We start from the raw sequence: 22,965 nt of genomic DNA, 5'->3' as shown, positions 1-22,965 counted from the left end.
TGGCGCGGCATGAGAAAGGTCAGCAACGGGTCAGTGTGAGTCCTCGAACACCCGGCGACAGCTGACCACACATGCGAAACGATGTAGCCTCCGAAGACCGCCCTTGACCTGCAGAAGCAGGCAGGGAGCAGACAAACCGGGAGCTTCTCCGTGCTTCGTACAATGTTCAAGTCCAAGATCCACCGCGCCACGGTCACCCAGGCCGACCTGCACTACGTGGGATCGGTGACCATCGACGCCGACCTGCTCGACGCCGCCGACCTGCTGCCCGGGGAACTGGTGCACATCGTCGACATCACCAACGGCGCCCGTCTGGAGACGTACGTCATCGAGGGCGAACGCGGATCCGGGGTCATCGGGATCAACGGTGCGGCGGCCCATCTCGTCCACCCCGGCGACCTGGTGATCATCATCAGCTACGCTCAGGTCACCGATGCCGAGGCACGCGAGCTGCGGCCCCGGGTCGTGCACGTCGATGCGGACAACCGGATCGTGTCCCTCGGTGCCGACCCGTCCGAGCCGGTGCCCGGTTCCGACCAGCAGCGCAGCCCGCAGGCCGTCGCGACGGCCTGACCGGCGGAGCAGGACCAGGAGCGTGCGTGCCCATGAGCGAGATCGAGATCCGCGACGACCGGGCGGCGGGGCGCCTGGAGGCCGTCGGCGACGGTGAAGTCGTCGGGCACATCGAGTACTTCGTGCTGGAGTCGCCCGCGCGCGCCCTGGTCCCCGTCCACACGATCGTCGAGCCCGCCCACGAGGGCAAGGGCATCGCCGGTTCCCTCGCCCGCGAGCTGTACGCCCTCGCCGAGGGCGAGGGCGTGCCGGTGGCCCCGCTGTGCCCGTACGTCGCCAAGTGGGCCGAACGCCACCCCGAGACCGCCCCGCCGGCCGATCCGGACCTGCTGTCGGCCGCCAAGGACTGGCTGCGCGCCCACCCGGACCGGTTCTGACCGAGCGGTCGGGCATCGGGTTCCCGTCGACCCGGCAGGACCCGAGCGGTCGGGCATCGGGTCCCCGGCGGGCCCGGTCGAACCCGCGCGGTCGGGCAGCGGGTTCCCTGCGACCCGGCCGGATCCGCGGGGTGCGCCGTCGGGTGAGTGGCAGCGGTCGGGTACGCGGCTGGACCCGTGCGGTGCTGCCGTCGGGTGAGTGGCCGCGCGGCGGTCGGGTACGCGGGGGAGTAGTCCAGTGGCGACGACCCGTAACTGCCGGAGGACACTCATGACGAACCCGTATCCTGACCCCGCCCCGCCCGGCCCGGCACCCGGTCCCGGCCCGACCCCGCCGGACCCGTATCCCAGCCCGGTCCCGCCCCCGGAACCGGGCCCCCAGCCCACCCCACCACCGCCGGGCCCCGACCCGGCCCCGCCCGCGCCGGGCCCGGACCCGACCCCGCCCCCGGCCCCGCCCGCCCCGGGCCCGCCGGAACCGTCCCCGTCCCCGATCCCCCCGGGCCCGGAGCCCGTACCGAACCCGGAGCCAGGCCCACCCCTCACCTGAAGAGGGCACCCCTCACCTGAAGAGCAGGGCGCGAAGCGCCCGCTCTTCAGGGGCGCGGGGAACTGCGCGACAAGCCATAACGGGCCCGCACCCGCACACCGCCCGGGCGGACTGGATCGGTGGGCGAGCAGGCCCCCCGGCGCACCGCCCGCCAGGCGCCCAGGCCCCGGCGAACCGGGGTTATGGTCGCCAGGGGACCGGCCTCCTGGGCGCATCCCCGGCTACGACCGCCGGACGAGCAGACTCCCGGACGCATCCCGGCTACGGCCGCCGGACGAGCAGACTCCCGGACGCATTCCGGCTACGGCCGCCGGACGGCCAGGCCCCGCACACACCGCGGGGGCGTTCGCCAGGCGACCGCCCCCGGATATCACTCCGGCCACACTCCGACCGCACTCCGACTACGCGGAGACCTCCGAACGGTCCCCGCCCCACAGCGTGTGGAACGCACCGTCCCGGTCGACCCGCCGGTACGTGTGCGCCCCGAAGAAGTCCCGCTGTCCCTGCGTGAGCGCCGCAGGCAGCCGCTCCGCGCGCAGCGCGTCGTAGTACGCCAGCGCCGCCGCGAACCCGGGCGTCGGCACCCCCTGCCGCGTCGCGGCGATCACGACCTCTCGCCAGTCGTCCTGCGCGGCGGCGATCTCCTGCGCGAAGGTCTCGTCCGAGAGCAGGCTGGTCAGGTCGGCGCGGGCGTCGTACGCGGCGCGGATGCGGTCCAGGAAGGCCGCGCGGATGATGCAGCCGCCGCGCCAGATGGAGGAGACCTTGCCGAGGTCGATGTCCCAGTCGTACTCCTCGCTGCCCGCGGCGATCTCGTGGAAGCCCTGGGTGTACGACACGATCTTGGACGCGTACAGCGCCTGCTCCACCCGGTCCGCGAAGGCCCCGGCCTCCGACTCGCTCAGCGCGGCCGGTGTCGGTCCGGCCAGTCCTCGCGAGGCCTCCCGCAGGGCCGCGTGCCCGGACAGGGAGCGCGCGAAGACGGCCTCGGCGATGCCGGACACGGGAACACCCAGGTCGAGCGCGATCTGCACGGTCCAGCGGCCGGTGCCCTTCTGCTCGGCCTGGTCGACCACCACGTCCACGAACGGCTTGCCGCTGGCCGCGTCCACGTGGGACAGCACCTCGGCGGTGATCTCGATCAGGTACGAGTCCAGCCGGCCGGTGTTCCAGGTGCGGAAGATGTCCGCGATCTGGGCGGGGGAGTACCCGGCCACGTCGCGCAGCAACTGGTAGGCCTCGCCGATCAGCTGCATGTCGGCGTACTCGATGCCGTTGTGCACCATCTTCACGAAGTGCCCGGCCCCGTCCGGGCCCACGTGCGTCACGCACGGTGCGCCGTCCTTGGCCTTCGCCGAGATCTTCTCCAGCATCGGGCCCAGCGACTCGTACGACTCCTTCGAGCCACCCGGCATGATGCTCGGCCCGTGCAGCGCGCCCTCCTCGCCGCCGGAGATGCCGGTACCGACGAAGTGGATGCCCCGCTCACGCAGCTCCCGCTCCCGGCGCCGGGTGTCCGCGAAGTGCGCGTTGCCACCATCGATGATCATGTCACCGGGCTCGAGGAGCGGTGCGAACTCCTGGATCACCGCGTCCGTCGGATCGCCGGCCTTGACCATGATCACCAGGCGGCGCGGGCGCTCCAGGGCCGCGACGAATTCCTTGGCGGTCTCTGCCAGGACGAAGTCGCCCTCGTCCCCGAACTCCTCCACCAGCGCCTGCGCCCGCGACACCGTACGGTTGTGCACGGCGACCGTGTAGCCGTTGCGCGCGAAGTTCCGGGCAAGGTTGCGGCCCATGACCGCGAGCCCGGTGACGCCGATCTGCGCTGAAGTGCTCATACCGCCTGCTCCCTAGCTGCTTCGTGACTACGGCTCCGTCAGTACGGGCCCCTGCCCATCCTGACGTGCCGCTACGGCGAGCGCACATCCGACCCGCCACGCATGTGTACGCAGCGAGGGCGGCATCTGCCTCACTCACCGGCCCACCGGCTCAAGGAGGGTCCGTTCCCGGCCACTTGGCCGCACGCGCAGTCCGAATACGTGTCTTGTCATGGCCTGTTCGCTGCGCTTACTTTTGCCCCTCCTGACGCATGCCGAGGGGATTCCGCACATGGCCGTACGCGGCCGGCACCGCCGGTACCAGCCGAACAGGATCAACCGCGCCTCACTCACCGTCACGGCGGGCGGCGCCGGCCTCGCGATCCCGCTGGTCGCCGCCGGCACCGCGAACGCAGCCGACGCGGCCACCTGGAACAAGGTCGCCGCCTGCGAGTCCAGCGGCAACTGGAGCATCAACACCGGCAACGGCTACTACGGCGGGCTGCAGTTCACCCTGTCCACCTGGGAGGCGTACGGCGGCACCCGGTACGCCCCGCGCGCCGACCTGGCCACCCGGGACCAGCAGATAGCGGTCGCCGAGAAGGTCCTGGACGGACAGGGACCGGGCGCCTGGCCGGTGTGCTCGGTGCGGGCCGGGTTGGCCCGTGGCGGCGGGAGCCCCGACGTGCACCCGGATTCCGGATCGGCACGCCCGGCGCAGACCACCACCAGGAAGTCCGCCACGCCGAAGTCCGGTTACGTCGAGGACGTGCAGCCGCAGACCACCCCGCAATCCCGCGCGGGCCGGGCCGAGATGTACACGGTCGTGCACGGCGACACCCTGTCGGGCATCGCCGGTGACCAGCATGTGCCGGGCGGCTGGCGCGCGCTCTACGCCGGCAACCGCGCCACCATCGGTGCCGACCCGGACCTGATCATGCCCGGGCAGCGGCTCAGCATCGGTGGCACCCCCACCAGGCCCGTGCCGCCCCAGTCACCGAAGAAGCCCAAATCACCGAAGCAGAAGACCCCTTCGGAGCACCCCACCACCCACCACACCACACCCGCGACGCACAAGCTGGTCGCCCCGGTGACGGCTTCCGTCGGCACCGGCTACCACGTGGCGGGGGCGCACTGGTCGAAGGGCTACCACACGGGCGTCGACTTCCTCGTACCGACCGGCACCTCCGTGAAGGCGGCGGCCGGCGGGCAGGTGGTGGCCGCGGGCTGGGGCGGCTCGTACGGCTACCAGGTGGTCCTGCGGCATGCCGACGGCCGCTACACGCAGTACGCGCATCTGTCGGCCATCTCCGTCCGGATCGGCCAGAACGTCACCGTGGGCCAGCGCCTCGGCCGCTCCGGCTCCACCGGGAACGTCACGGGCCCGCATCTGCACTTCGAGGTGCGGACGGGGCCCGGATTCGGCTCGGACATCGACCCGCTCGCCTATCTGCGGGCCGGCGGCGTCAGGATCTGACGCCGGTGCGCTGCCGGTCGAGGACCGGCAGCGCACCGGGAGCGCCCACGGGCAACGCGGTGTACGAGGCGGAAGACGCACCGCAGGCCGGCGGCTCGGCCCCGCCGCCCTGGCTCGGCACCAGCAGTCCGCGCAGGCCGGAACCGGCGGCGGTCTCGCCACGCCCGGCCAGGTCCGCCCCGGCGCCCAGGTCCTCGCTGCGCCGCGGCAGGGGAAGGAACACGCCTGCGGCATCCGGCAAGACAGCCGTTCCGACCGACGTCGCCTCGCCCGCCGGCACTCCTGCCCTCGCACCCGTGGCCGACGGCACCAGGACCATGGCCGCCTCGGCCATGGCTGCCTCGATGGTGGTCTCCTCGCTCGTCGGCATCCCTGCCCTTGCACCCGTGGCCGACGGCACCAGAACCATCGCCGCCTCGGCCATCGCCGCCTCGGCCTTGGCCGAGTCGCCCGTCGGCACTCCTGCCGTCGGATCCGCGGTCGTCGGCTCCAGCCGCTCCGTCGTCAGCATGATCAGGCCGCCTGCCGCCACCACTCCGCAGGCCAGGGCGAGCACGGAGCCCGTGGTGCCGTGGCGGAACGTCTCGCCGAACATGAGAATGCCGACCGCGGCGGCCAGCACCGGGTTGACCACCGTCAGGGTGGCCAGCGGGGCCGCGAGGCCGCCGCCCCGGTAGGAGGCCTGGGACAGCAGGACGCCGGCGACCGAGAACAGCCCGATCACCGCGAGCGAGGGCAGCTCGGCGAGGCCGATGCCCTTGGTCCAGTCGACGGCGACGGTCTTGGTGAACACCGAGGACATGCCGAACGCTATGCCGGACGCGACGGCGAGCAGCACACTGCGCACCGCCGGATGCCGGTGTGCGGCGAGGCCCGCGCACAGCAGCGCCACCACGGCCCCGCCGGTGACCAGGGCGACGGCGACCCGCTGAGCCGGGGCGAGGGAGTGCGCGTCGGCGGAGCCGACCAGGGAGAGCAGACCGGCGAGACCCACCGTGGACATCAGGGCGCCGCGCCAGGCGGTCACACCGGACCTGCGGCCGACGAACAGCGCCGCCATGGGCAGCGCGAACACGATGGTCAGCGCACCGAGCGGCTGGACGAGGCTGAGCGGTCCGTAGGCCAGCGCCACGACGTGCAGCACACCGCCCAGACCGTTGAGCGCGAGCGCGCCCCACCAGCCCGGGCGGCGCACCGGCAGGTACGCGCTGTCGGAGGAGGACACGGCGACCTGCTCCTGCACGATCGCTCCGCCGGCGTACGCGAAGGCGGAGACGAACGACAGGAGCACGGACAACGCCAGGGCGCTCATCGCTGTCTCCTCGACGTGCGACGGGCGTCCTGGGCCCGGCGCGGCGGACGATCGGCTTCCATGGCGAACACTCTGCCCGTCCGCGGCCTTCCCGTCGTCGTTCCTGAGCACGCATTGCGTCCTACTGCCGATGGAGTACACCGGCCGGGCGATCATCCCCTGGGCGGGCGACACAGGGTGGAGCCCCGCGCAAACACCGCCGGAACGCGCCTGGTACGAGTACCTGTCGTGGACCTCGACCCCGAACTCGCCGCACTCCGCCCGCTCGGCGGCTTCTTCGTCCTGCGCACCGGGCCGTCCGTGCCGCAGGACACGGACGGCGGCTCCGGCCCGCGGCGGCCGCCGACCCTCGAACAGACCTACCGCGGCGTCACGGACGAGTGCCGCGAAGGCCTGCCGGCGGAGGTCTTCCGCGATGCGGTGAACGTGCGCGTCGCCACGGTCGCGGAACGCCTGCGGACCGCCGAGCCGCGGGTCGCCGCCTCCATCGCCCAGCAGGGCCTGGCCGCCCGGCTGTGGTCGGCGGCGCTGGGCTGCGCCGTCCTGTACGGGAAGGTGCCCGACCTGGACCCGCGCCTGCTGCGCTGGGACGCCCTCGCCCCGGCCCCCGACGACCTGTGGCTCACCGAGCTGCGTCCGCTGCCCGGCACCGCGGACGCCATGGCCGGCACCGTGCTGCACGCCCACCTGGAGCCGCTGACGGCCGCCCTGCGCGCCCGGTACGGCGTCGCGGCGGGTCTGTTGTGGGGCAACGCCGGCTCCGCGCTCGCCGCGACCGCCCGGGAGCTGAGCCGCTGGGCCCGCACCCAGGGACGTCCCGAGGTCGCGGCCCGCACCCGCATCCTCACCGGCGAACTCTTCGACCACCCCCTGCTGCGCACCACCGGCATCCGCACCGGAACGTCCTTCCGCCGCCGCAGCTGCTGCCTGTACTACCGCGTCCCCGGCGGCGGACTCTGCGGCGACTGCTGCTTCGCCCGGCCGCCGCGCTCTTCCCCGCGGGCCCCATCTGAGTGACCATGAGATGAACCTGCCGCCGGAACCAGGGGGTTGCCAGGTGCGTGTGGGACTGCTGACCCGGGAGTACCCCCCGGACGTGTACGGCGGCGCCGGTGTCCACGTGGAGTTCCTCGCCCGGGAGCTGACCTCACTGGTGGACCTGGAGGTGCACTGCTGGGGCGAGGGCCGCGGCGTCGGTGTCGTACGCCACCGCCCCTGGCCCGTCCTCGACGGCTCCAACGACGCCCTGCGCACCTTCTCCGTGGACCTGTCCGTCGCCGCCGCCCTCGAAGGCCGCGAACTCGTGCACTCCCACACCTGGTACGCCAATCTCGCCGGGCACTTCGCCAAGCTCCTGTACGGCGTCCCGCACGTGCTGACCGCGCACTCGCTGGAGCCGCTGCGGCCCTGGAAGGCGGAGCAACTGCGCGGCGGATACGCGCTGTCGAGCTGGGCGGAGCGCACCGCGATCGAGGCCGCCGACGCGGTGATCGCCGTCTCGGGCGCCATGCGCGAGGACATACTCGGCTGCTACCCGGCACTGGACCCGGCCCGGGTCCACGTCGTGCACAACGGCATCGACACCCGGCTCTACCGGCCCGACCACGGCACGGACGCGCTCACCCGGCACGGCATCGACCCCGCCCGCCCGTACGTCCTGTTCGTCGGCCGGATCACCCGGCAGAAGGGCGTGCCCCATCTGCTGCACGCGGTACGGGACATCGACCCCGGAGCCCAGGTCGTGCTGTGCGCGGGCGCGCCCGACACCCCGGAGACGGACCGGGAGTTCCGCGCACTGTTCGAACAACTGAGCCGGGTGCGGGCGGGTGTGTTCTGGATACCGCAGATGCTGCCGCGCCCGGAGGTGATCCAGCTCCTCACACGGGCAGCCGTGTTCGTGTGCCCGTCGGTCTACGAGCCGCTCGGCATCGTCAACCTGGAGGCCATGGCCTGCGGCACGCCGGTGGTGGCCTCCCGGGTGGGCGGCATCCCGGAGGTCGTCGCGGACGGCCGTACCGGGCTGCTGGTCGATGCGGACGACGACCCCGACGCCTTCGCGGCGCGCCTCGCCGCGGCCCTGGACACCGTGCTCGGTGATCCGGAGACGGCCCGGCGGATGGGGGAGGCCGGACGGGCCCGTGCCGTCGGCGAGTTCGGCTGGGACGCGGTGGCCCGCCGCACGGCCGGGCTGTACGAGGAGATCCTCAAGCAGGCTTAGTCCGCCCCGCTCGGGGCAGCCATGGTTCTACCGGGGTGAGGGGAGCGGCCATGCGTCGATGGGGGTACCCCCTGAGCGAGCGGAGTCGGGCTCTTGGGGGAGGGCCGTCGGTTCTCGGGATCGTCCTGGCGGGAGGCGAGGGCAAGCGTCTGATGCCGCTCACCGCGGACCGTGCCAAACCCGCGGTCACCTTCGGCGGCACGTACCGCCTCGTCGACTTCGTCCTGTCCAACCTCGTCAACGCCGACGTGCTGCGCATCTGCGTACTGACCCAGTACAAGTCGCACTCGCTGGACCGGCACATCACGACCACCTGGCGGATGTCCAGCCTGCTCGGCAACTACGTCACCCCGGTCCCGGCACAGCAGCGCCTCGGACCGCGCTGGTACCTGGGCAGCGCCGACGCGATCCTTCAGTCCCTGAACCTCGTGTACGACGAACAGCCCGACTACGTGGCGGTGTTCGGCGCCGACCACGTCTACCGCATGGACCCGCGGCAGATGCTGCGGCAGCACATCGAGGGCGGAGCGGGGGTGACGGTGGCCGGCATCCGGGTGCCACGCGCGGAGTCCTCCGCCTTCGGGGTGATCACGCCGGGCCCGGACGGCCGTACCGTCGAGCGTTTCCTGGAGAAGCCCGCGGACCCCCCGGGCCTGCCGGACGACCCAGCGTGCGTGTTCGCCTCGATGGGTAACTACATCTTCAGCACCAAGGCCCTCATCGAGGCGCTGCAGCGGGACGCCGAGGACGAGCAGTCCGTGCACGACATGGGCGGTTCGATCCTGCCCCAGCTGACCGCGCGCGGCGAGGCCCGGCTGTACGACTTCAGCGACAACCACGTGCCCGGCGAGACCACCCGCGACCAGGGCTACTGGCGGGACGTGGGCACCCTGGACGCCTATCACCAGGCCCACATGGACCTGATCGCCGAGCGCCCCGCCTTCAACCTCTACAACCGCCAGTGGCCCGTCTACACCCACTCCAACCAGCTCTCGCCGGCCCGCTTCAACGCCGGCGGCATCGCGAGCGAGTCCATCATCAGCGCGGGCTGCCTGATCCGCGGCCAGGTCAGCCGGTCGGTGCTCTCCCCGGGCGTCCGCGTGGACCAGGGCGCGGTCGTCCAGGGCTCGGTCCTGCACGACAACGTCCGCATCGGCCGGGGCGCGGTGGTCCGCGGCGCCGTCCTGGACAAGAACGTCGAGGTCCCGCCGGGGGCGACGATCGGTGTCAACCCGGACCGTGACGCCGAGTTGTACACCGTCTCCGAAGGCGGCGTCATCGCGCTCGGGAAGGGACAGCGGGTGTCCTGACGGACACGCCGTCAGCCGGCCTCCCGCCGCGACGCGTTCCACGCCGGCGACCTGGAATGCCCGGGTTCACACCGTTCGCCCTTCACGATGCAGGCAACGATGTCGAACCTTCGGAGGTCATCCGAGATGAGAGGGACCCGTGGCACACGGCTGTGCCTGGCCGGGGTGCTGGCAGCGTCCGCGCTGATCGCCACCCCCGTCGCACGGGCCGCCGAGCGGACCGACGGCCACCTCACCGACCTGGTCAACCCCTTCATCGGGAGCCAGAACGAGGGCAACACCTTTCCCGGCGCGGCCGTGCCCTTCGGCATGGTGCAGCTCTCCCCGGACACCGGGCACAGCACCGGCTACGACTACACGCAGAACCGCATCCGCGGCTTCTCGCTGGTCCACCTCTCGGGCGTCGGCTGCCGCATCGGCGGCGACCTGCCCGTCCTGCCCACCACCGGTGACGTCACACAGACGGACTACGCCCAGTACGCGGCCGCCTTCTCGCACGAGGACGAGGAGGCGAGCCCCGGCTACTACCGCGTCGGCCTCGCCTCCGGCATCCGCGCCGAACTCACCGCGACCGCCCGCACCGGCGTGCAGCGCTACACCTTCCCGGCCACCGACAAGGCCAACGTCCTGCTGAACGCGGCCCAGTCGCTGCACAAGGCCGTCGGCAGCACGATCGAGATCCTCGACGACCGCACCGTCCGCACCGAGATCACCGGCCACGGCTTCTGCCGGGACACCGGCCCCTACACCGTCTACGCCATCACCCGCTTCAGCCGGCCCTTCGCCGCCCACGGCACCTGGGACGGCCCGGCCGTCACCCCCGGCGCCCGCAGCGGACACGGCGGCGCCTACGTCCGCTTCGACACCACGAAGGACCGTACGGTCGAGGCCACCACCGCACTGTCGTACGTGGACTCGCGCGGCGCCGCGGCCAACCTGCGTGCCGAGGGCGGCCGGTCCTTCGACGCCGTACGCCACCGCGCCCGCGAGCAGTGGGAGCACCGGCTCGGAAGCGTCCGGGTGCAGGGCGGCACGCCCGCGCTCCGCCGGACCTTCTACTCCTCGCTGTACCGGTCGTACCTCGCGCCCAACATCGGCAGCGACGCCGACGGCCGCTACTTCGGCTGGGACCGGCGCACCCACCGCGCCGAGGGCTTCACGTACTACCAGAACTGGTCGCTGTGGGACACCTACCGCACGCAGGCCCAGCTGCTCGCGCTGCTCGCTCCGCGCGAGGCACGGGACATGGCCCGGTCGGTCGTCGCGATCGACGAGGACGGCGGCTGGCTGCCCCGATGGGGCTACGGCCCGGTCGAGACGAACATCATGACCGGCGACCCGGTCACCCCGTTCCTGACCACCGCCTACCAGATGGGCCTCCTCAAGGGTTTCGAGGAGCGGGCCTACCGGGCGCTGAAGAAGAACGCCGACGGGATCCCGCCCGCCGCGCACCCGGGCATCGGCCGGGAGGCCAACGCCGAGTACGTCGCGCAGGGCTTCGCCCCGTACATCAAGGGCCGCCCGTACGCCAAGATGGGCGACACCGACTACCGCTTCGGTGCCTCCGTCACCCTGGAGTACGCCCTCGCCGATGCCATGCTCGCCCAGATGGCCCGCGGCCTCGGGCACGACGACGACGCGGCGCGCTATGCCGCCCGCTCGCGCAACTACCGCAACGTCTTCGACCCCGGCACCGGCTTCTTCCGGGCCCGCGACACCGCCGGCGCCTTCACCGGCCCGGCCGACCCGGCCCGCGGCGTCGGCTTCCACGAGGGCACGGCCTGGCAGTACCAGTGGCTCGTCCCGCAGGACGTGCCCGGCATGGTCGGCCTGATCGGCGGCACGCGCGCGGCCAACGACCGCCTGGACGCCTTCTTCGCGTACGACCGGCTGCTCGCCGACCCCGCGAAGACCGCCCGCGAGGTGTGGGTGCACGGCGACCCGTACGGGTACTACAACGCCGCCCAGTACAACCCGATGAACGAGCCCGACCTGATCGCGCCGTACACCTACCTGTCCACCGGCCAGCCCTGGAAGACCACCGACGTGGTGCACGCGGCGCTGACCCTGTTCACGGACACGCCCACCGGCATGACCGGCAACGACGACCTCGGCACGATGTCCGCCTGGAACGTCCTGTCGTCCATCGGCCTCTTCCCGGTCCAGCCCGGCTACGACACCTGGGGCCTCACCACCCCTGTTTTCGACCGCGTCGACCTGATCCTGGACCGCAGCCACTGGCCCAGCGGCCGGCTCACGGTGACCGCCCCCGGCACCACGGCCACCGACCGCTACGTCCAGGCCGTGCGCACGGACGGGACCCGGCACGACCGGACCTACCTGACGACCCGTGCGCTGCGCTCCCTGCGGTCCCTCGCCTTCACGGTCGGCCCGCGCCCGTCAGGGTGGGGTACGTCACCCGAGGCGGCGCCGCCCGTTCTGAGGTGATCCGGCTCTGTCCTGTGTCCCGCCCCTCCCGGAGGGGGCGGGACGTAATCTGCTGTTAACTGAGCGTAGCCTGATCATACTTGACCGTAATCGCCTGGCGGGGTTTGACTGCTGATGGTCCACCCGTCGTCGACGCGTGAGGCAAGCCCTTGACTTCCGACCTGCTCGCTCCTCTCGACCTGGCGTTCTGGAACATGGAGTCCGACCGCCACCCGATGCACCTCGGCGCGCTCGGTGTCTTCGCCGCGCACTCGCCCACCGCAGGGGCCCACGCCGCCGACCTGCTCGCCGCCCGCGCCGCCGCCGTGCCCGGCCTGCGCCTGCGCATCCGCGACGTCTGGCAGCCGCTCGCCTTCGGCGGCGCCCTGCGCGAGACCGCCCCGGACTTCGACCCGCTCGACCACGTACGGCTGCACGCCCCGACCGCCGACTTCCACGCCGAGGCCGGACGGCTGATGGAGCGTCCGCTGGAGCGCGGCCGGCCGCCGTGGGAGGCACATGTGCTGCCCGGCGAGGACGGCATGTCCTTCGCGGTGCTGTTCAAGTTCCACCACGCCCTCGCCGACGGACTGCGCGCCCTCAAGCTCGCCGCCGGCGTCCTCGACCCCGTGGACCTGCCGGAGCGCGCGCCGCGCGTCATCGAGCCGCCGCGCGGCCTGCTGTCCGACGTGCGCCGGCTGCCCGCGCTGGTCCCCGGCCTGGTCAGGGGCGCACTGTCCGACGTGGGCCGGGCCCTGGACATCGGCACCTCGCTCGCCCGGTCCACCCTCGGCATGCGGCCGTCCACCGCACTGGCCTCCGCGCCCAGCGGCACCCGTCGCACCGCCGGCGTCGTCGTCGACATCGACGACGTCCACCGCGTGCGCAAGAGCGTCGGCGGCACCGTGAACGACGTCCTCATCGCCGTCGTCGCCGGTGCCCTTCGGCGCTGGCTCGACGAGCGCGGCGACGGCAGCAAGGGCGTCGCGCCCCGCGCCCTGATCCCCGTCTCCCGGCGCCGCCCGCGCACCGCGCACCCGCAGGGCAACCGGCTCTCCGGGTATCTGATGAGGCTCCCGGTGGACGAGCCCGATCCACTCGGGCGCCTGGACACCGTGCGCACGGCCATGGTCCGCAACAAGGACGCGGGACCCGACCGGGGCGCGGGGGCGGTCGCCCTGCTCGCCGACCACGTCCCGGCCCTCGGGCACCGGCTCGGCGGGCCGCTGCTCGGTCAGGCCGCCCGGCTGTGGTTCGACATCCTCGTCACGAGCGTGCCGCTGCCCGGCCTCGGTCTCCGGCTCGGCGGCCACGAGCTGACCGAGGTGTATCCGCTGGCCCCGCTCGCGCCCGGACAGGCGCTGGCGGTCGCGATCTCGACGTACCGCGGGCACGTGCACTACGGGCTGGTCGCCGACGCGAAGGCGGTGCCGGACCTGGACGTGTTCGCACGGGCGGTGTCGGACGAGGTGGAGACGCTGCTCACGGTGTGCGGCCACTGAGCACCGGGCCTGTGCCTCGTGGTTCGGATACCTGTGGGGCGGGCGTGGCCGGTGTGGCCGGCGGGCACGGTGATGTCTGTCGCGTTCTGTGACGGGGCCGAACGGGTTTGGCCGCAGGCCCGTGTGGTCCGTAAAATTCCGCGTTCGAGGGCGGGCGCGAGTCGGAGCGCTGCGCGGGTGATCAGGGAAGCGGCAGCGCGATGACGGTGACAGAGGACGGGTCTGCGTCCATGGAGGTCCCCATGGACGTCCCCACGGACGCCTCCGTGGACGAGATGGTCTACGGGCCCGGCATCGACCCGGAGCGGCTGGCCGTGTGCCTGAGCGTGCTCGAGGAACTGGACCGGATCGAGGTCGACCACCCCGACGCGATCAAGGTACGCAGGGCCACCTCGCACATCTACCGTGTGGTCAAGCAGCGCCGCCGCCAGGAGCGCCGGGCCGCCAAGACCGCGCACGACCGCGCCGTCACCGAGGCCACCGCCACCGGCTCCGCCGAGCGCATCGACGACGAGACCGAGGGCATCCTGCCCTCCTCGAAGATCGAGGCCGGCCGTCTCGCGGGCATACTCCAGCGCCCGCGTTCCTGCTACACCTGCAAGACGCGGTACGTGGAAGTCGACTACTTCTACCACCAGCTCTGTCCGGACTGCGCCCGCGTCAACCGCGCCAAGCGGGACGCCCGCGCCGACCTCGCCGGCAAGCGTGCGCTGCTCACCGGCGGCCGGGCCAAGATCGGCATGTACATCGCGCTCCGGCTGCTGCGGGACGGCGCCCACACGACGATCACCACCCGGTTCCCCAAGGACGCCATCCGTCGTTTCAAGGCCATGGACGACTCGGCGGACTGGATGCACCGCCTGGAGGTCGTCGGCATCGACCTGCGCGACCCCGCCCAGGCGGTGGCCCTCGCCGAGCAGGTGGCCGAGGCCGGGCCGCTCGACATCCTCATCAACAACGCCACGCAGACCGTGCGTCGTCTGCCCTCCGCCTACGCCGCCCTGGTCGAGGGCGAGACCGCTCCGCTGCCCGCCGGTGAACTCCCCGCCCACCACGTCATCGGCGCCTTCAACTCCGGTGCGGTGGACGGTCTCGCCGCGCTGCCCCTCGGCACCAGCGGTCTGGATGCACAGAAGGTCGCCGACCTCGCCCTGGTCGCGGGCAACGCGAGCGTCGCCCGGCACCTCGACGGCACCGCGATCGACGCGGGCGGCCTGCTCCCCGACGTCGTCGACACCAACACCTGGGTGCAGACCATCGAGCAGATCTCCCCGGTGGAACTCCTCGAGACCCAGCTGTGCAACTACACGGCGCCGTTCATCCTGATCAGCAAGCTCCGCCAGGCCATGGCCGATGCCGCGAAGAAGGCGCCGAGCGGACGCGCGTACGTCGTGAACGTCTCCGCCATGGAAGGCGTCTTCGACCGCGGCTACAAGGGTGCGGGCCACCCGAACACCAACGCCGCCAAGGCCGCGATCAACATGGTGACGCGGACCAGCGCCGAGGAGATGTTCCGGACCGACGGCATCCTCATGACCTCCGTCGACACCGGCTGGATCACCGACGAGCGGCCCCACTTCGACAAGCTGCGCCTCGCCGAGGCCGGCTTCCACGCTCCCCTCGACCTGGTCGACGGCGCCGCGCGCGTCTACGACCCCGTGGTGCGCGGCGAGGCCGGCGAGGACGTGTACGGCGTCTTCCTGAAGGACTACGTGCCCGGCAGGTGGTGACGCGGCCCGCGTGACGCGCGCGGCCCGGTCCTCGGCCGACGGCGCCACGTCAGTCGACGGCGCCGAGCCGCGCGTGCCGGGCCGCCACCAGTTCCAGCACCGTGCGCCAGTCCTCCAGTACGCCGGCGTCGAATCCCGCCGTCCGGCCCTCCTCGTCGGCCTGGCGCAACCTCAGCACATCGTCGTCGGCGGGGCCAGCGTCGCCGCGCACCAGCCGGAAGACCCGCTCGCCGAGCAGGGAGCGCACCGCCTCCGCCGTGCTCCGGGCCTGCGCCGCCTGGTCGCCCGGGCACAGCACCGGCCCGATGCCGTGCACCAGGCCCGCCACCTGGAGCTCCTTGTCGGCGGGGCGACCGCGGCGCAGCAGCGCCGCGGTCCGCAGCGCATGCTGGTGCCGACCGGCGTACAGCAGATCCATCAGCTCCTCGACGCTGCGCAGCTCCATGCGTCAGTCCTTCCGCGAGACAGCCGTTGCCGCGCCAGCAGATCATGGCGAGCTTTCCGCCCGGCCAACGGCACCTGAATTGCGCCGGGTCCGGCCGGCGGGCGGGGCCCGACTCGCAGAGGCGTTCGCCTTCGTAGGCCGAGTGGGTGAATCGCCGGGCCGCGCGAGTGATGCGATTCATCGTAAAGAGCCCCATATTGGGGGGTATTGAGGGGGAGGGTGAAGCGTATTGCTTACACCATGTTTGCACTCCCTATCGAGCGGATGCCCGCTCATTTGGTTAATCTGGAGCGGACGGGCAGCAGCACCGGGGTCCCACCCACACCCACCGTCCGTCCTGGGGCGAGCCGGTCGACAACGGCCTGCTCTGCCATGAAGTGCCGGCGCCACCGCGTCCGACTGGCCTGACCCAGACCCGAGCGGGCGTCGAGCGCCGGAGCGCAGACTGTCCGGTACGCCCCGAGGGTGACCGACACATAAGGAGTGCGCGGTGACACCGGAGAAGACGAATCGCGAACAGCGCCCCAAGGAACGTGCGGAGCGCGGAGGCCGCCGGCCGGGAGAGCTCGGCAGCCTCGAGGTGTGGGCCCGGTCCGCCCCCATCCGCCTCGCAGGATACGAGGACGACCTCGCCGAGCCCCACATCCTGCCGAGCGTGGACTGACCCCCGGGCCGGACCGTCGCGATCGCCACGCATGGGCGTGACGGACTCACGCTCATGCCGATCCAAGAGAGCGCGGCCGCCAACCGGCCGCGGACCCGGCCTTTCCGGCATCGCCTCGTCACCGCCGCCGAGACCTGCGTCCTGGACCCCGACAGCATGGCCCCGGCCGCGGCCCACCGGCCCCGCGCTACGGCCGGTCCGCCACCGGTGCCGTCCGCTGCCACGGAAGCAGCCCCTCCAACTCCTCCGCCAGGCCCAGCAGAACCGCCTCCGTGCCCGGGCGGCCCACGAGTTGCACCGCGCAGGGCGCGCCCGAGGGCAGGGTGCCCGAGGGGACGGACATCGCGGGCCAGCCCGTCAGGTTCCAGGGCGGGGTGAACGGCGAATAGGCCGTGTTGGCAAGGACGTTGCGCAGCCAGCCGCGCTCGTGCCACGGCCCCGCCTGCGGCGAGCGGCGGGCCAGCGCCGGGGTGAGCAGCACGTCGTGCTCGGTGAAGAAGGGCGTCAGCCGCTCGCGCAGCCGCTCGCGGCTGTCACCGGTGCGCACCGCGCGGACGAACCGCCGCCCCACGCCCGCATGCACCCGGGTTCGCCGTGCGAGCCGCGCCGGGTCCAGGCCCTCGGCATCCACCGCCGTACCAGCCGTCCAGTGCTGCAGCGAGGTCACGCTGAGAGAGAGCGGGTACGGCGGCTCGGCCCGCCGCACCTGGTGCCCGGCCCGCGCCAGCACGCCGGCCGCCTGCCGGACCGCGGTCGTGTACGGCCGGCTCACGCTCACCCCGGCGACGGGGCTGCGCAAGGCTACGGCGATCTTCCGGGGCGTCCGCTCCTCCTGTCGTACGAACTCCGTGTCCGCCAGGACCGCCAGCATCAGCCGAAGATCCTCGACGGTCGTGGCCAGCGGGCCGTTCTCCGACATGCCGAACCAGTCGCCGTTGCCGATCCCCGCCGGCACCACCCCGTACCCGGGCTTCAGCGTGACCAGTCCGCAGTTCGCAGCCGGGATGCGCAGCGAGCCCATACCGTCGTTGCCGAGCGCCAGCGGCACCAGGCCCGCGGCCACCGCCGCCGCGCTGCCGCCGGAGGACCCGCCCGCCGTGCGGCTGGGGTCCCACGGGTTGCGGGCGGTGCCGTACGGGCCCTCCGTGGTGCCGAAGACGCACAGCTCGGGCACGTTCGTCAGGCCGACGACCACCGCACCGGCCGCCCGCAGCCTAGCCACCGTGACGTGGTCCTCGGCGGCCGGCGTGTCCGCGGTGGCCGCCGAGCCGCTGCGGTGCGACTCGCCGCGTACCGCAAGATTGTCCTTGACCGCCAACGGCACGCCCGCGAGCGGGAGTTCGGTCAGGTCGGTACGGGCGCCCAGTTCGTCGGCCTCGGCGAGGGCCGCCTCCGCCCGCACCTTGCGGAACGCGCCGATACGGCCGTCGAGCCGCTCGATCCGCGCGAGGTGCCCGGCCACCACCTCCCGTGGAGTGACCCGCTTCTCTCGGACGGCGGCGGCGATCTCGGCGGCACTCCGGCCGACCCAGCTGCTCACGGGCGCTCCTCGTTACTCGTCGGTACGGACGGCACGTACGGAGAACTCTGCCCGTTCGGGGGACCGCACGTCGAGAGGGCGGAGGCGGCCCGGCGGGTCATCCGACCGACAGGGCGACCTCGCGCAGTCGCTTTCACCCGGCCGGGTGATGGCACCAGCCCCGTCATCACAGGTCGTCCGACGATTCGGAGGCACCGCAGTCCTGCCCTCCCATGGGTGCTCGAGGTGGAGTCTCACGACGGAGCAGGAGCAGCAGGAACAGCGGGAGTGCGAGCAGCCGGAGCAGGAAGAGCAGGACCAGGAACAGCAGGAGTACGAGCAGCCGGAGCAGGAGCAGCCGGAGGAGGTCCGGCCCAGGGCGGCCGGGTCCTGCGGTGGCCGGAGGCCGGTGCGGTGCCCGGGCGTTCAGTCCGTGACGTCGACGCCGTAGCGGCCGGCCAGGGCGCCGAGTCCGTCGTCGTACCCCTGCCCGACGGCGCGCAGGCGCCAGAGGGGCCCGCGGCGGTAGACCTCGGCGAGGATCATCGTGCGCTCCGTGGTCGCGGCATCCAGGGTGGCCTGCACCAGGGACGCCGAGCTGGTGCCCGGCCCCGCACTGATCTGGACCGCGCCCACCTCCCCGAACGTGGCGTCGCCGTCGACCGCCGCCGCGACGACGACCTTGCGTGCCGAGGGCGCGAGCGCGGCGAGGTCGACGCTGATGGTCTGCTCCGTCGGGCCGTCGCTCAGGAGCCGTACCGTGCCGCCGGGGTTCTCGGGGGCGCCGTAGAAGACGAAGTCCTCGTCGAAGGAGACCTGGTCGTCCTCGTCCAGGACGAAGGCGACCACGTCGATCTCGCACGTCGACTGCTGAGCCCAGCTCGCGGTCACGGTCCACCGGCCACCGCCGGACTGCCCGGGGCGGTACGGCAGGTCGAGCACACCGCCGCGGGGCAGCACCAGCGCGCCGCCGTTGCCGGCGGGGCGCGGCAGCGGGGTGATGACGGGGGCGTCGAGCCAGTCGGCCGCGTGGGTGGGCAGACAGAGGGAGCCGATCCGCGCCATGCGGCGGTCACGCTCGCCCCCGTCGAGCAGGACGACGTCCGTGACGCTCGCGGACAGGTTGATCGCCGCGGCCCCGCCGAGTTCGACGACACGGACCCGGCCGGCCACCGCTTCCGGATGCGTACCGCCGAGCACGAGCACGCGCCGCCCGGCCAGGAGCCCACGCGGCCTCGCGGAGCACCCGCCCGGCTTCGGTCCGTCCGCGCTCTCGGTGGGAGCGGGTGTGGGAGAGGACGCGGGCGTCGGTGCGGGCGTGCGGGGTGCCGGTACCGCCGGCAGCGCGGGAGCGGTCGCGACACGGGGTTCGGGCGTCGCGTGTGCGTGTGCGGGTGCCGTGGCGGTGGGTGCGGGCGCCGGTTCCGTGGCGGTGGGCCTGCTCGCGGTCGACGCGGGCCCGGCCGTCTCGTGCGGCGTGCCGGGGCGTACGTCGCCGAGCAGTCGCAGGAAGGCGTCCTCGTCGAGAACCGGCACGCCCTCGGCCAGTGCCCGGCGGGCCTTGGCGGACCCGGACGACGTGTCGTTGGTGACCAGCGCGCTGGTGTGGCGGCTGACGGAGGTCATCATGTTCAGCCCGGCGGCGACGGCCCGTCCGGCCAGCTCGGCACGCGAGGTGCGGGTCTCACCGGTGACGGCGATCTTCATGCCCTGGACCAGGGGCGCGCCCGTCGCGAGCCGTCCCGGGTTGCGGAAGGCGCACGGCGTCTTCGGCGGCTTCGGCTCGAACCGCGGATCCTGCCGGGGAGGGCAGGCCACCAGCGGCAACGGAACGTCGAGCCGTGCCGCCTCGCGCAGCGACGCCCGCAGCACGCCGGTCAGTACCCGGGTGTCGTCCAGCGCGTCGTGCGCCTTGAGCTGCCGCACGCCGTAGTGCGCCGCGAGCGTGCCGAGCCTGAGGTCCTCGGTGGGCGGATCGACGCGCCGGTTCAACGCCAGGGTGCACAGCCGCCGGGCGACGGGCAGCCGGACCCCCGCGCGGGCGAACTCGTGCGCGAGGAAGTCGTAGTCGAACTGGGCGTTGTGCGCGACCAGCACCCGGTCCCGGAGCATGTCACCGATGTGCCCGGCCACCTGGTCGAACGTCGGCGCCCCGTGCAGTCGCTCGGCCGTCAGCCCGTGCACGTGCACGGGACCCGGATCGCAGCCCGGATTCAGCAGGGTCGAGAACTCCCCGGTCTGTTCACCGTCCGGCCCGAGCGTCACCACGGCGACGGAGAGCACCCGGTCGCGGCGCGGCACCAGACCGGAGGTCTCCACGTCCACCAACGCCCAGTCCAGGGCGTACTCGGTCAGGCGGGACGGGGCGACGGCTGAAGGTGCGAGAGACATGAAGGAAGGATGATGTGTCCTTCACGCTTCCTTCAACCTGGATGCGCATTTCTCCCGATGCGTCATCTTTCGCTCCGGAGAACGGCAAGGCGGCCGTCATCCGGACCGCACGGCGCCGGTGCTGTCGCGCTCGATCAGGCGGGGGACCGGCACCCGTACGGTCCGGGCGGGGCCGCCGTCCAGCAGGGCCAGCAGTTCCCGGGCCGCCGTGCGGCCGAACTCGGCGCTGTCGCGGGACAGGGCGGACAGCTGGGGTGTGACCATGCGGCACAGCGCCGAGTCCTCCCAGGAGACCACCGACACGTCCCGGGGGACGCGGACGCCCAGTTCGGCCGCCGCGGCCACGCCGGCCACGGTCATCACGTCGTTGTCGTAGATGAGGGCCGTCGGAGGATGCGGACCACCGAGTACCCGGCGGGTCACCGCGGCGCCCTCGGTGTCGGAGTAGTCCGTGGTCACCGAGCGGACCTCGGTCAGGCCGCGCCGCTCCGCCTCCGCGCGGAGCGTGGCGATACGGCGCCGGGTGTGGACCAGGTCGGCCGGTCCGGCGATGTGGACGATCCGGCGATGGCCGAGGGCCGTCAGCTCGTCCACCACCGAGGCCATCGCGCCCGCGTCGTCCGCCCACACGGTGGACGGCCCGGGGTGCCGTTCGTCCGGTGCGCCGCCGATCACCACGGCGGGCAGGCCGAGTTCGTCCAGCAGGCCGGGGCGCGGGTCCTCGGCGCGCGGGTCGGCGACGAGGACGCCGTCCACCCGGTGCTCCGCCCACCAGCGCCGGTACACCGCGCACTCGTCGGTCACGTCCTGCGCCATCTGGAACAGCAGGCCGAGGTGCCGCTCGGCCAGTACCTCCTGGATGCCGGAGACGAGCTGCAGGAAGAACGAGTCGACGCCGAGGGTGTGGGCGGGGCGGGCGAGGACGAAGCCGACCGTCGCCACGCCCTCGCCGGACAGGGCCCGGGCGGCCGTGCTGGGCCGCCAGCCGAGCTGTTCGGCGACCCGGCGGACCCGGGCGCGGGTGGCCTCGGAGACGCCGGGGCGGCCGTTGAGCGCGAAGGAGACGGCGCTCTCGGAGACTCCGGCCCGCCGGGCGATGTCCTTCATCGTGGGCCGGCGAGCGGGGGACCGTTTGGTCGGCACGATTCTTCCCCTTCGGAAGGGTGCTCGCTAATGCGCTTGAGTGTCAAGACCCTAAAGCGCATTAGCAATTGACCGCAAGCTCTCGGCCAAACACGTCTGACCTGCACTGATGAAGGCTGGATTTCTTTAGCTCGGACGCATGCATTGACTTCCTCCGAACGGCGGGGGCAAGGTCTTCGGCGCCACCGACAGCCCGACACAGCAAGGGAGCCGTGTCCGTGCCCATGTCCCGCAGAACCCTCGCCGCCGCTGCCGTCGCCCTGATCCTTCCGCTGAGTGCCTGCGGTTCGGGAGACGGCGACGGCGGCACGGCCGACGCCTCCGGAAAGGTCGAGGGTGACATCACCTTCCAGACCTGGAACCTGCGCGCCGATTTCAAGGCGTACTTCGAGGGCCTGATCGCCGACTTCGAGCAGAAGTACCCCGGCACGCACGTCAAATGGGTCGACCAGCCCGCCGAGGGCTACCCCGACAAGCTCAGCGCCGACGCCGGCGGCGGCACCCTGCCCGACGTCGTCAACGTCTCCCCGGACCTCGTCGCCCCGCTCGCCAAGGCCGGCCTCGCCCTCGATCTCGACAAGGCCGCCGCCACGTACAAGCCGGAGTACCTGCAAGGCGCTTGGGCCAGCCACCGGGTACCGGGCATGAGCGGCACGTACGCCTTCCCCTGGTACCTGAACACCGGCCCGCTCTTCTACAACAAGGCCCTGTTCACGAAGGCCGGGCTCGACCCCGAGCAGCCGCCGAAGACGTACGGCGATCTTTTCGCCGACGCCATGACGATGGCGCGCAAGAGCGACGGCGAGGTCGCCACCCTCGCCAACGTGCCCACCATCGAGGACTTCGGCCGCTACGGCGTCCCGCTCATGAACAAGGAGGGCACCGGGTTCGCCTTCAACGACGACAAGGGGGTCGAACTGCTCACCAGGTACAAGCAGTTGTACGACGCCAGGGCCCTCGATGCACAGGCGCTGACCGCCACCCCGGAGTCCTCCGGCAAGAAGTTCCTCACCGGTGCCGTCGCGATGAACCCCGGCAGCGCCCTGGACCTCGGCAACTTCAAGAAGAACGCACCCGGCCTGTACAAGAACATCGGCATCACCGACCAGATCACCAGCACCGGGCACGTCAACATGTACGTCATGGGCGTGATGGTCAACTCCCGCACCAGGCACGCCCCGGCCGCCGTCGCCTTCGCGCACTTCGTCACCGACGCGCAGCACCAGATGTCCTTCGCCAAGAAGGTCGCCATCTTCCCGAGCACCGCCGGATCCCTCGACGACCCGTACTTCACCAAGGAGGACGGCACCGACGAGACCCGGGTGCGGATCGCCGCCGCCAAGTCGCTGAAGAACGCCGTCAACTACACGCCCGTGCTGTTCAGCGACCAGATGAAGACCGCGCTGCGCAACGAGGTCGCCAAGGCGCTCCAGGGCAAGGAGAGCCCGGAGGAAGCCCTCGACAACGCTGTCGAGGCTGCCGACCGGCTGCTCCGGCAGGGCTGACC

Annotated in this window: 17 protein-coding genes; 11 read left to right on the top strand and 6 right to left on the bottom strand. The window is 72.5% G+C overall.

Translation table 11 applies throughout. The annotated features are described in order from the left end of the window. Window positions 1-150 precede the first annotated feature (150 nt). On the top strand, window positions 151-573 hold the full coding sequence (panD, locus tag ACZ4SF_RS10040; protein ID WP_468380843.1) for an aspartate 1-decarboxylase: 423 nt from the start codon (window positions 151-153) through the stop codon (window positions 571-573). Window positions 574-605: 32 nt separating this feature from the next. After that, window positions 606-950, top strand: coding sequence for a GNAT family N-acetyltransferase (locus tag ACZ4SF_RS10035; RefSeq protein ID WP_468380840.1), 345 nt, complete (start codon window positions 606-608; stop codon window positions 948-950). Between the two features lie 951 nt (window positions 951-1,901). Here ACZ4SF_RS10035 and gndA read toward each other — a convergent pair. After that, window positions 1,902-3,341 carry an NADP-dependent phosphogluconate dehydrogenase gene (gene gndA, locus ACZ4SF_RS10030; RefSeq protein WP_468380837.1) on the bottom strand — a complete coding sequence of 480 codons (1,440 nt, stop codon included), beginning with the start codon at window positions 3,339-3,341 and terminating at the stop codon, window positions 1,902-1,904. 271 nt (window positions 3,342-3,612) lie between these two features. On the opposite strand from gndA, the gene ACZ4SF_RS10025 reads away from it, so the two are divergent. Beyond that, window positions 3,613-4,797 (top strand): transglycosylase family protein, encoded by a 1,185-nt coding sequence (locus ACZ4SF_RS10025; protein WP_468380834.1) that lies wholly within the window; start codon window positions 3,613-3,615, stop codon window positions 4,795-4,797. Here the strand turns inward: ACZ4SF_RS10025 and ACZ4SF_RS10020 are convergent. Beyond that, complete coding sequence (locus tag ACZ4SF_RS10020) at window positions 4,787-6,109, bottom strand: DMT family transporter (RefSeq protein WP_468380831.1); 1,323 nt, start codon at window positions 6,107-6,109, stop codon at window positions 4,787-4,789. The genes ACZ4SF_RS10025 and ACZ4SF_RS10020 overlap by 11 nt on opposite strands. Window positions 6,110-6,337: 228 nt before the next feature. Here ACZ4SF_RS10020 and ACZ4SF_RS10015 point away from each other — a divergent pair, with 228 nt between their 5' ends. The 6 genes from ACZ4SF_RS10015 to ACZ4SF_RS09990 all read left to right on the top strand — a co-directional run bounded on the left by ACZ4SF_RS10015 (window position 6,338) and on the right by ACZ4SF_RS09990 (window position 15,296). Further along, window positions 6,338-7,126 (top strand): (2Fe-2S)-binding protein, encoded by a 789-nt coding sequence (locus ACZ4SF_RS10015; RefSeq protein ID WP_468380828.1) that lies wholly within the window; start codon window positions 6,338-6,340, stop codon window positions 7,124-7,126. Window positions 7,127-7,166: 40 nt separating this feature from the next. Beyond that, a complete protein-coding gene (glgA, locus tag ACZ4SF_RS10010) occupies window positions 7,167-8,327 on the top strand; it encodes a glycogen synthase (protein ID WP_468380825.1) in 1,161 nt (386 codons plus the stop codon). A gap of 50 nt (window positions 8,328-8,377) precedes the next feature. After that, window positions 8,378-9,637 (top strand): glucose-1-phosphate adenylyltransferase, encoded by a 1,260-nt coding sequence (glgC, locus tag ACZ4SF_RS10005; protein ID WP_468380823.1) that lies wholly within the window; start codon window positions 8,378-8,380, stop codon window positions 9,635-9,637. A gap of 126 nt (window positions 9,638-9,763) precedes the next feature. Then, entirely contained in the window at window positions 9,764-12,085 is a 2,322-nt protein-coding gene (locus ACZ4SF_RS10000; RefSeq protein WP_468380821.1) for a GH92 family glycosyl hydrolase, read from the top strand. A gap of 149 nt (window positions 12,086-12,234) precedes the next feature. After that, the gene (locus ACZ4SF_RS09995; RefSeq protein WP_468380818.1) at window positions 12,235-13,566 is read left to right on the top strand and encodes a wax ester/triacylglycerol synthase family O-acyltransferase; all 1,332 of its coding nucleotides are present in this window, start codon (window positions 12,235-12,237) and stop codon (window positions 13,564-13,566) included. Between the two features lie 200 nt (window positions 13,567-13,766). Beyond that, window positions 13,767-15,296, top strand: a complete 1,530-nt coding sequence (locus ACZ4SF_RS09990; protein ID WP_468380815.1) for an SDR family NAD(P)-dependent oxidoreductase — start codon at window positions 13,767-13,769, stop codon at window positions 15,294-15,296. 49 nt (window positions 15,297-15,345) lie between these two features. Here the strand turns inward: ACZ4SF_RS09990 and ACZ4SF_RS09985 are convergent, their stop codons facing one another. Next, window positions 15,346-15,741, bottom strand: a complete 396-nt coding sequence (locus ACZ4SF_RS09985; RefSeq protein WP_468380812.1) for a hypothetical protein — start codon at window positions 15,739-15,741, stop codon at window positions 15,346-15,348. 490 nt (window positions 15,742-16,231) lie between these two features. On the opposite strand from ACZ4SF_RS09985, the gene ACZ4SF_RS09980 reads away from it, so the two are divergent. Beyond that, window positions 16,232-16,405 (top strand): hypothetical protein, encoded by a 174-nt coding sequence (locus ACZ4SF_RS09980; protein WP_468380810.1) that lies wholly within the window; start codon window positions 16,232-16,234, stop codon window positions 16,403-16,405. Window positions 16,406-16,592: 187 nt separating this feature from the next. On the opposite strand, the gene ACZ4SF_RS09975 is transcribed toward ACZ4SF_RS09980, so the two are convergent. The 3 genes from ACZ4SF_RS09975 to ACZ4SF_RS09965 form a co-directional block, all read right to left on the bottom strand. Next, window positions 16,593-17,945: an amidase gene (locus ACZ4SF_RS09975; RefSeq protein ID WP_468380807.1), complete on the bottom strand. Its 1,353-nt coding sequence runs from the start codon at window positions 17,943-17,945 to the stop codon at window positions 16,593-16,595. A gap of 405 nt (window positions 17,946-18,350) precedes the next feature. Continuing rightward, window positions 18,351-20,315 carry a DEDDh family exonuclease gene (locus tag ACZ4SF_RS09970; RefSeq protein ID WP_468380804.1) on the bottom strand — a complete coding sequence of 655 codons (1,965 nt, stop codon included), beginning with the start codon at window positions 20,313-20,315 and terminating at the stop codon, window positions 18,351-18,353. A gap of 96 nt (window positions 20,316-20,411) precedes the next feature. Continuing rightward, window positions 20,412-21,458 (bottom strand): LacI family DNA-binding transcriptional regulator, encoded by a 1,047-nt coding sequence (locus ACZ4SF_RS09965; protein ID WP_468380801.1) that lies wholly within the window; start codon window positions 21,456-21,458, stop codon window positions 20,412-20,414. Between the two features lie 218 nt (window positions 21,459-21,676). On the opposite strand from ACZ4SF_RS09965, the gene ACZ4SF_RS09960 reads away from it, so the two are divergent. Beyond that, window positions 21,677-22,963, top strand: a complete 1,287-nt coding sequence (locus ACZ4SF_RS09960; RefSeq protein ID WP_468382441.1) for an ABC transporter substrate-binding protein — start codon at window positions 21,677-21,679, stop codon at window positions 22,961-22,963. Window positions 22,964-22,965: the final 2 nt, after the last annotated feature.

It is taken from the genome of Streptomyces sp. NPDC027663 (assembly GCF_055566415.1).
This window is presented reverse-complemented; position numbering and strand designations above follow the sequence as displayed.

What these genes read in the sequence shown, in the direction of transcription:
- ACZ4SF_RS10035 (WP_468380840.1), top strand. Translation starts at nt 606, where the DNA reads ATGAGCGAGATCGAGATCCGCGACGACCGGGCGGCGGGGCGCCTGGAG.
- gndA (WP_468380837.1), bottom strand. Translation starts at nt 3,341, where the DNA reads ATGAGCACTTCAGCGCAGATCGGCGTCACCGGGCTCGCGGTCATGGGC.
- ACZ4SF_RS10025 (WP_468380834.1), top strand. Translation starts at nt 3,613, where the DNA reads ATGGCCGTACGCGGCCGGCACCGCCGGTACCAGCCGAACAGGATCAAC.
- ACZ4SF_RS10020 (WP_468380831.1), bottom strand. Translation starts at nt 6,109, where the DNA reads ATGAGCGCCCTGGCGTTGTCCGTGCTCCTGTCGTTCGTCTCCGCCTTC.
- glgC (WP_468380823.1), top strand. Translation starts at nt 8,378, where the DNA reads ATGCGTCGATGGGGGTACCCCCTGAGCGAGCGGAGTCGGGCTCTTGGG.
- ACZ4SF_RS10000 (WP_468380821.1), top strand. Translation starts at nt 9,764, where the DNA reads ATGAGAGGGACCCGTGGCACACGGCTGTGCCTGGCCGGGGTGCTGGCA.
- ACZ4SF_RS09990 (WP_468380815.1), top strand. Translation starts at nt 13,767, where the DNA reads ATGACGGTGACAGAGGACGGGTCTGCGTCCATGGAGGTCCCCATGGAC.
- ACZ4SF_RS09985 (WP_468380812.1), bottom strand. Translation starts at nt 15,741, where the DNA reads ATGGAGCTGCGCAGCGTCGAGGAGCTGATGGATCTGCTGTACGCCGGT.
- ACZ4SF_RS09970 (WP_468380804.1), bottom strand. Translation starts at nt 20,315, where the DNA reads ATGTCTCTCGCACCTTCAGCCGTCGCCCCGTCCCGCCTGACCGAGTAC.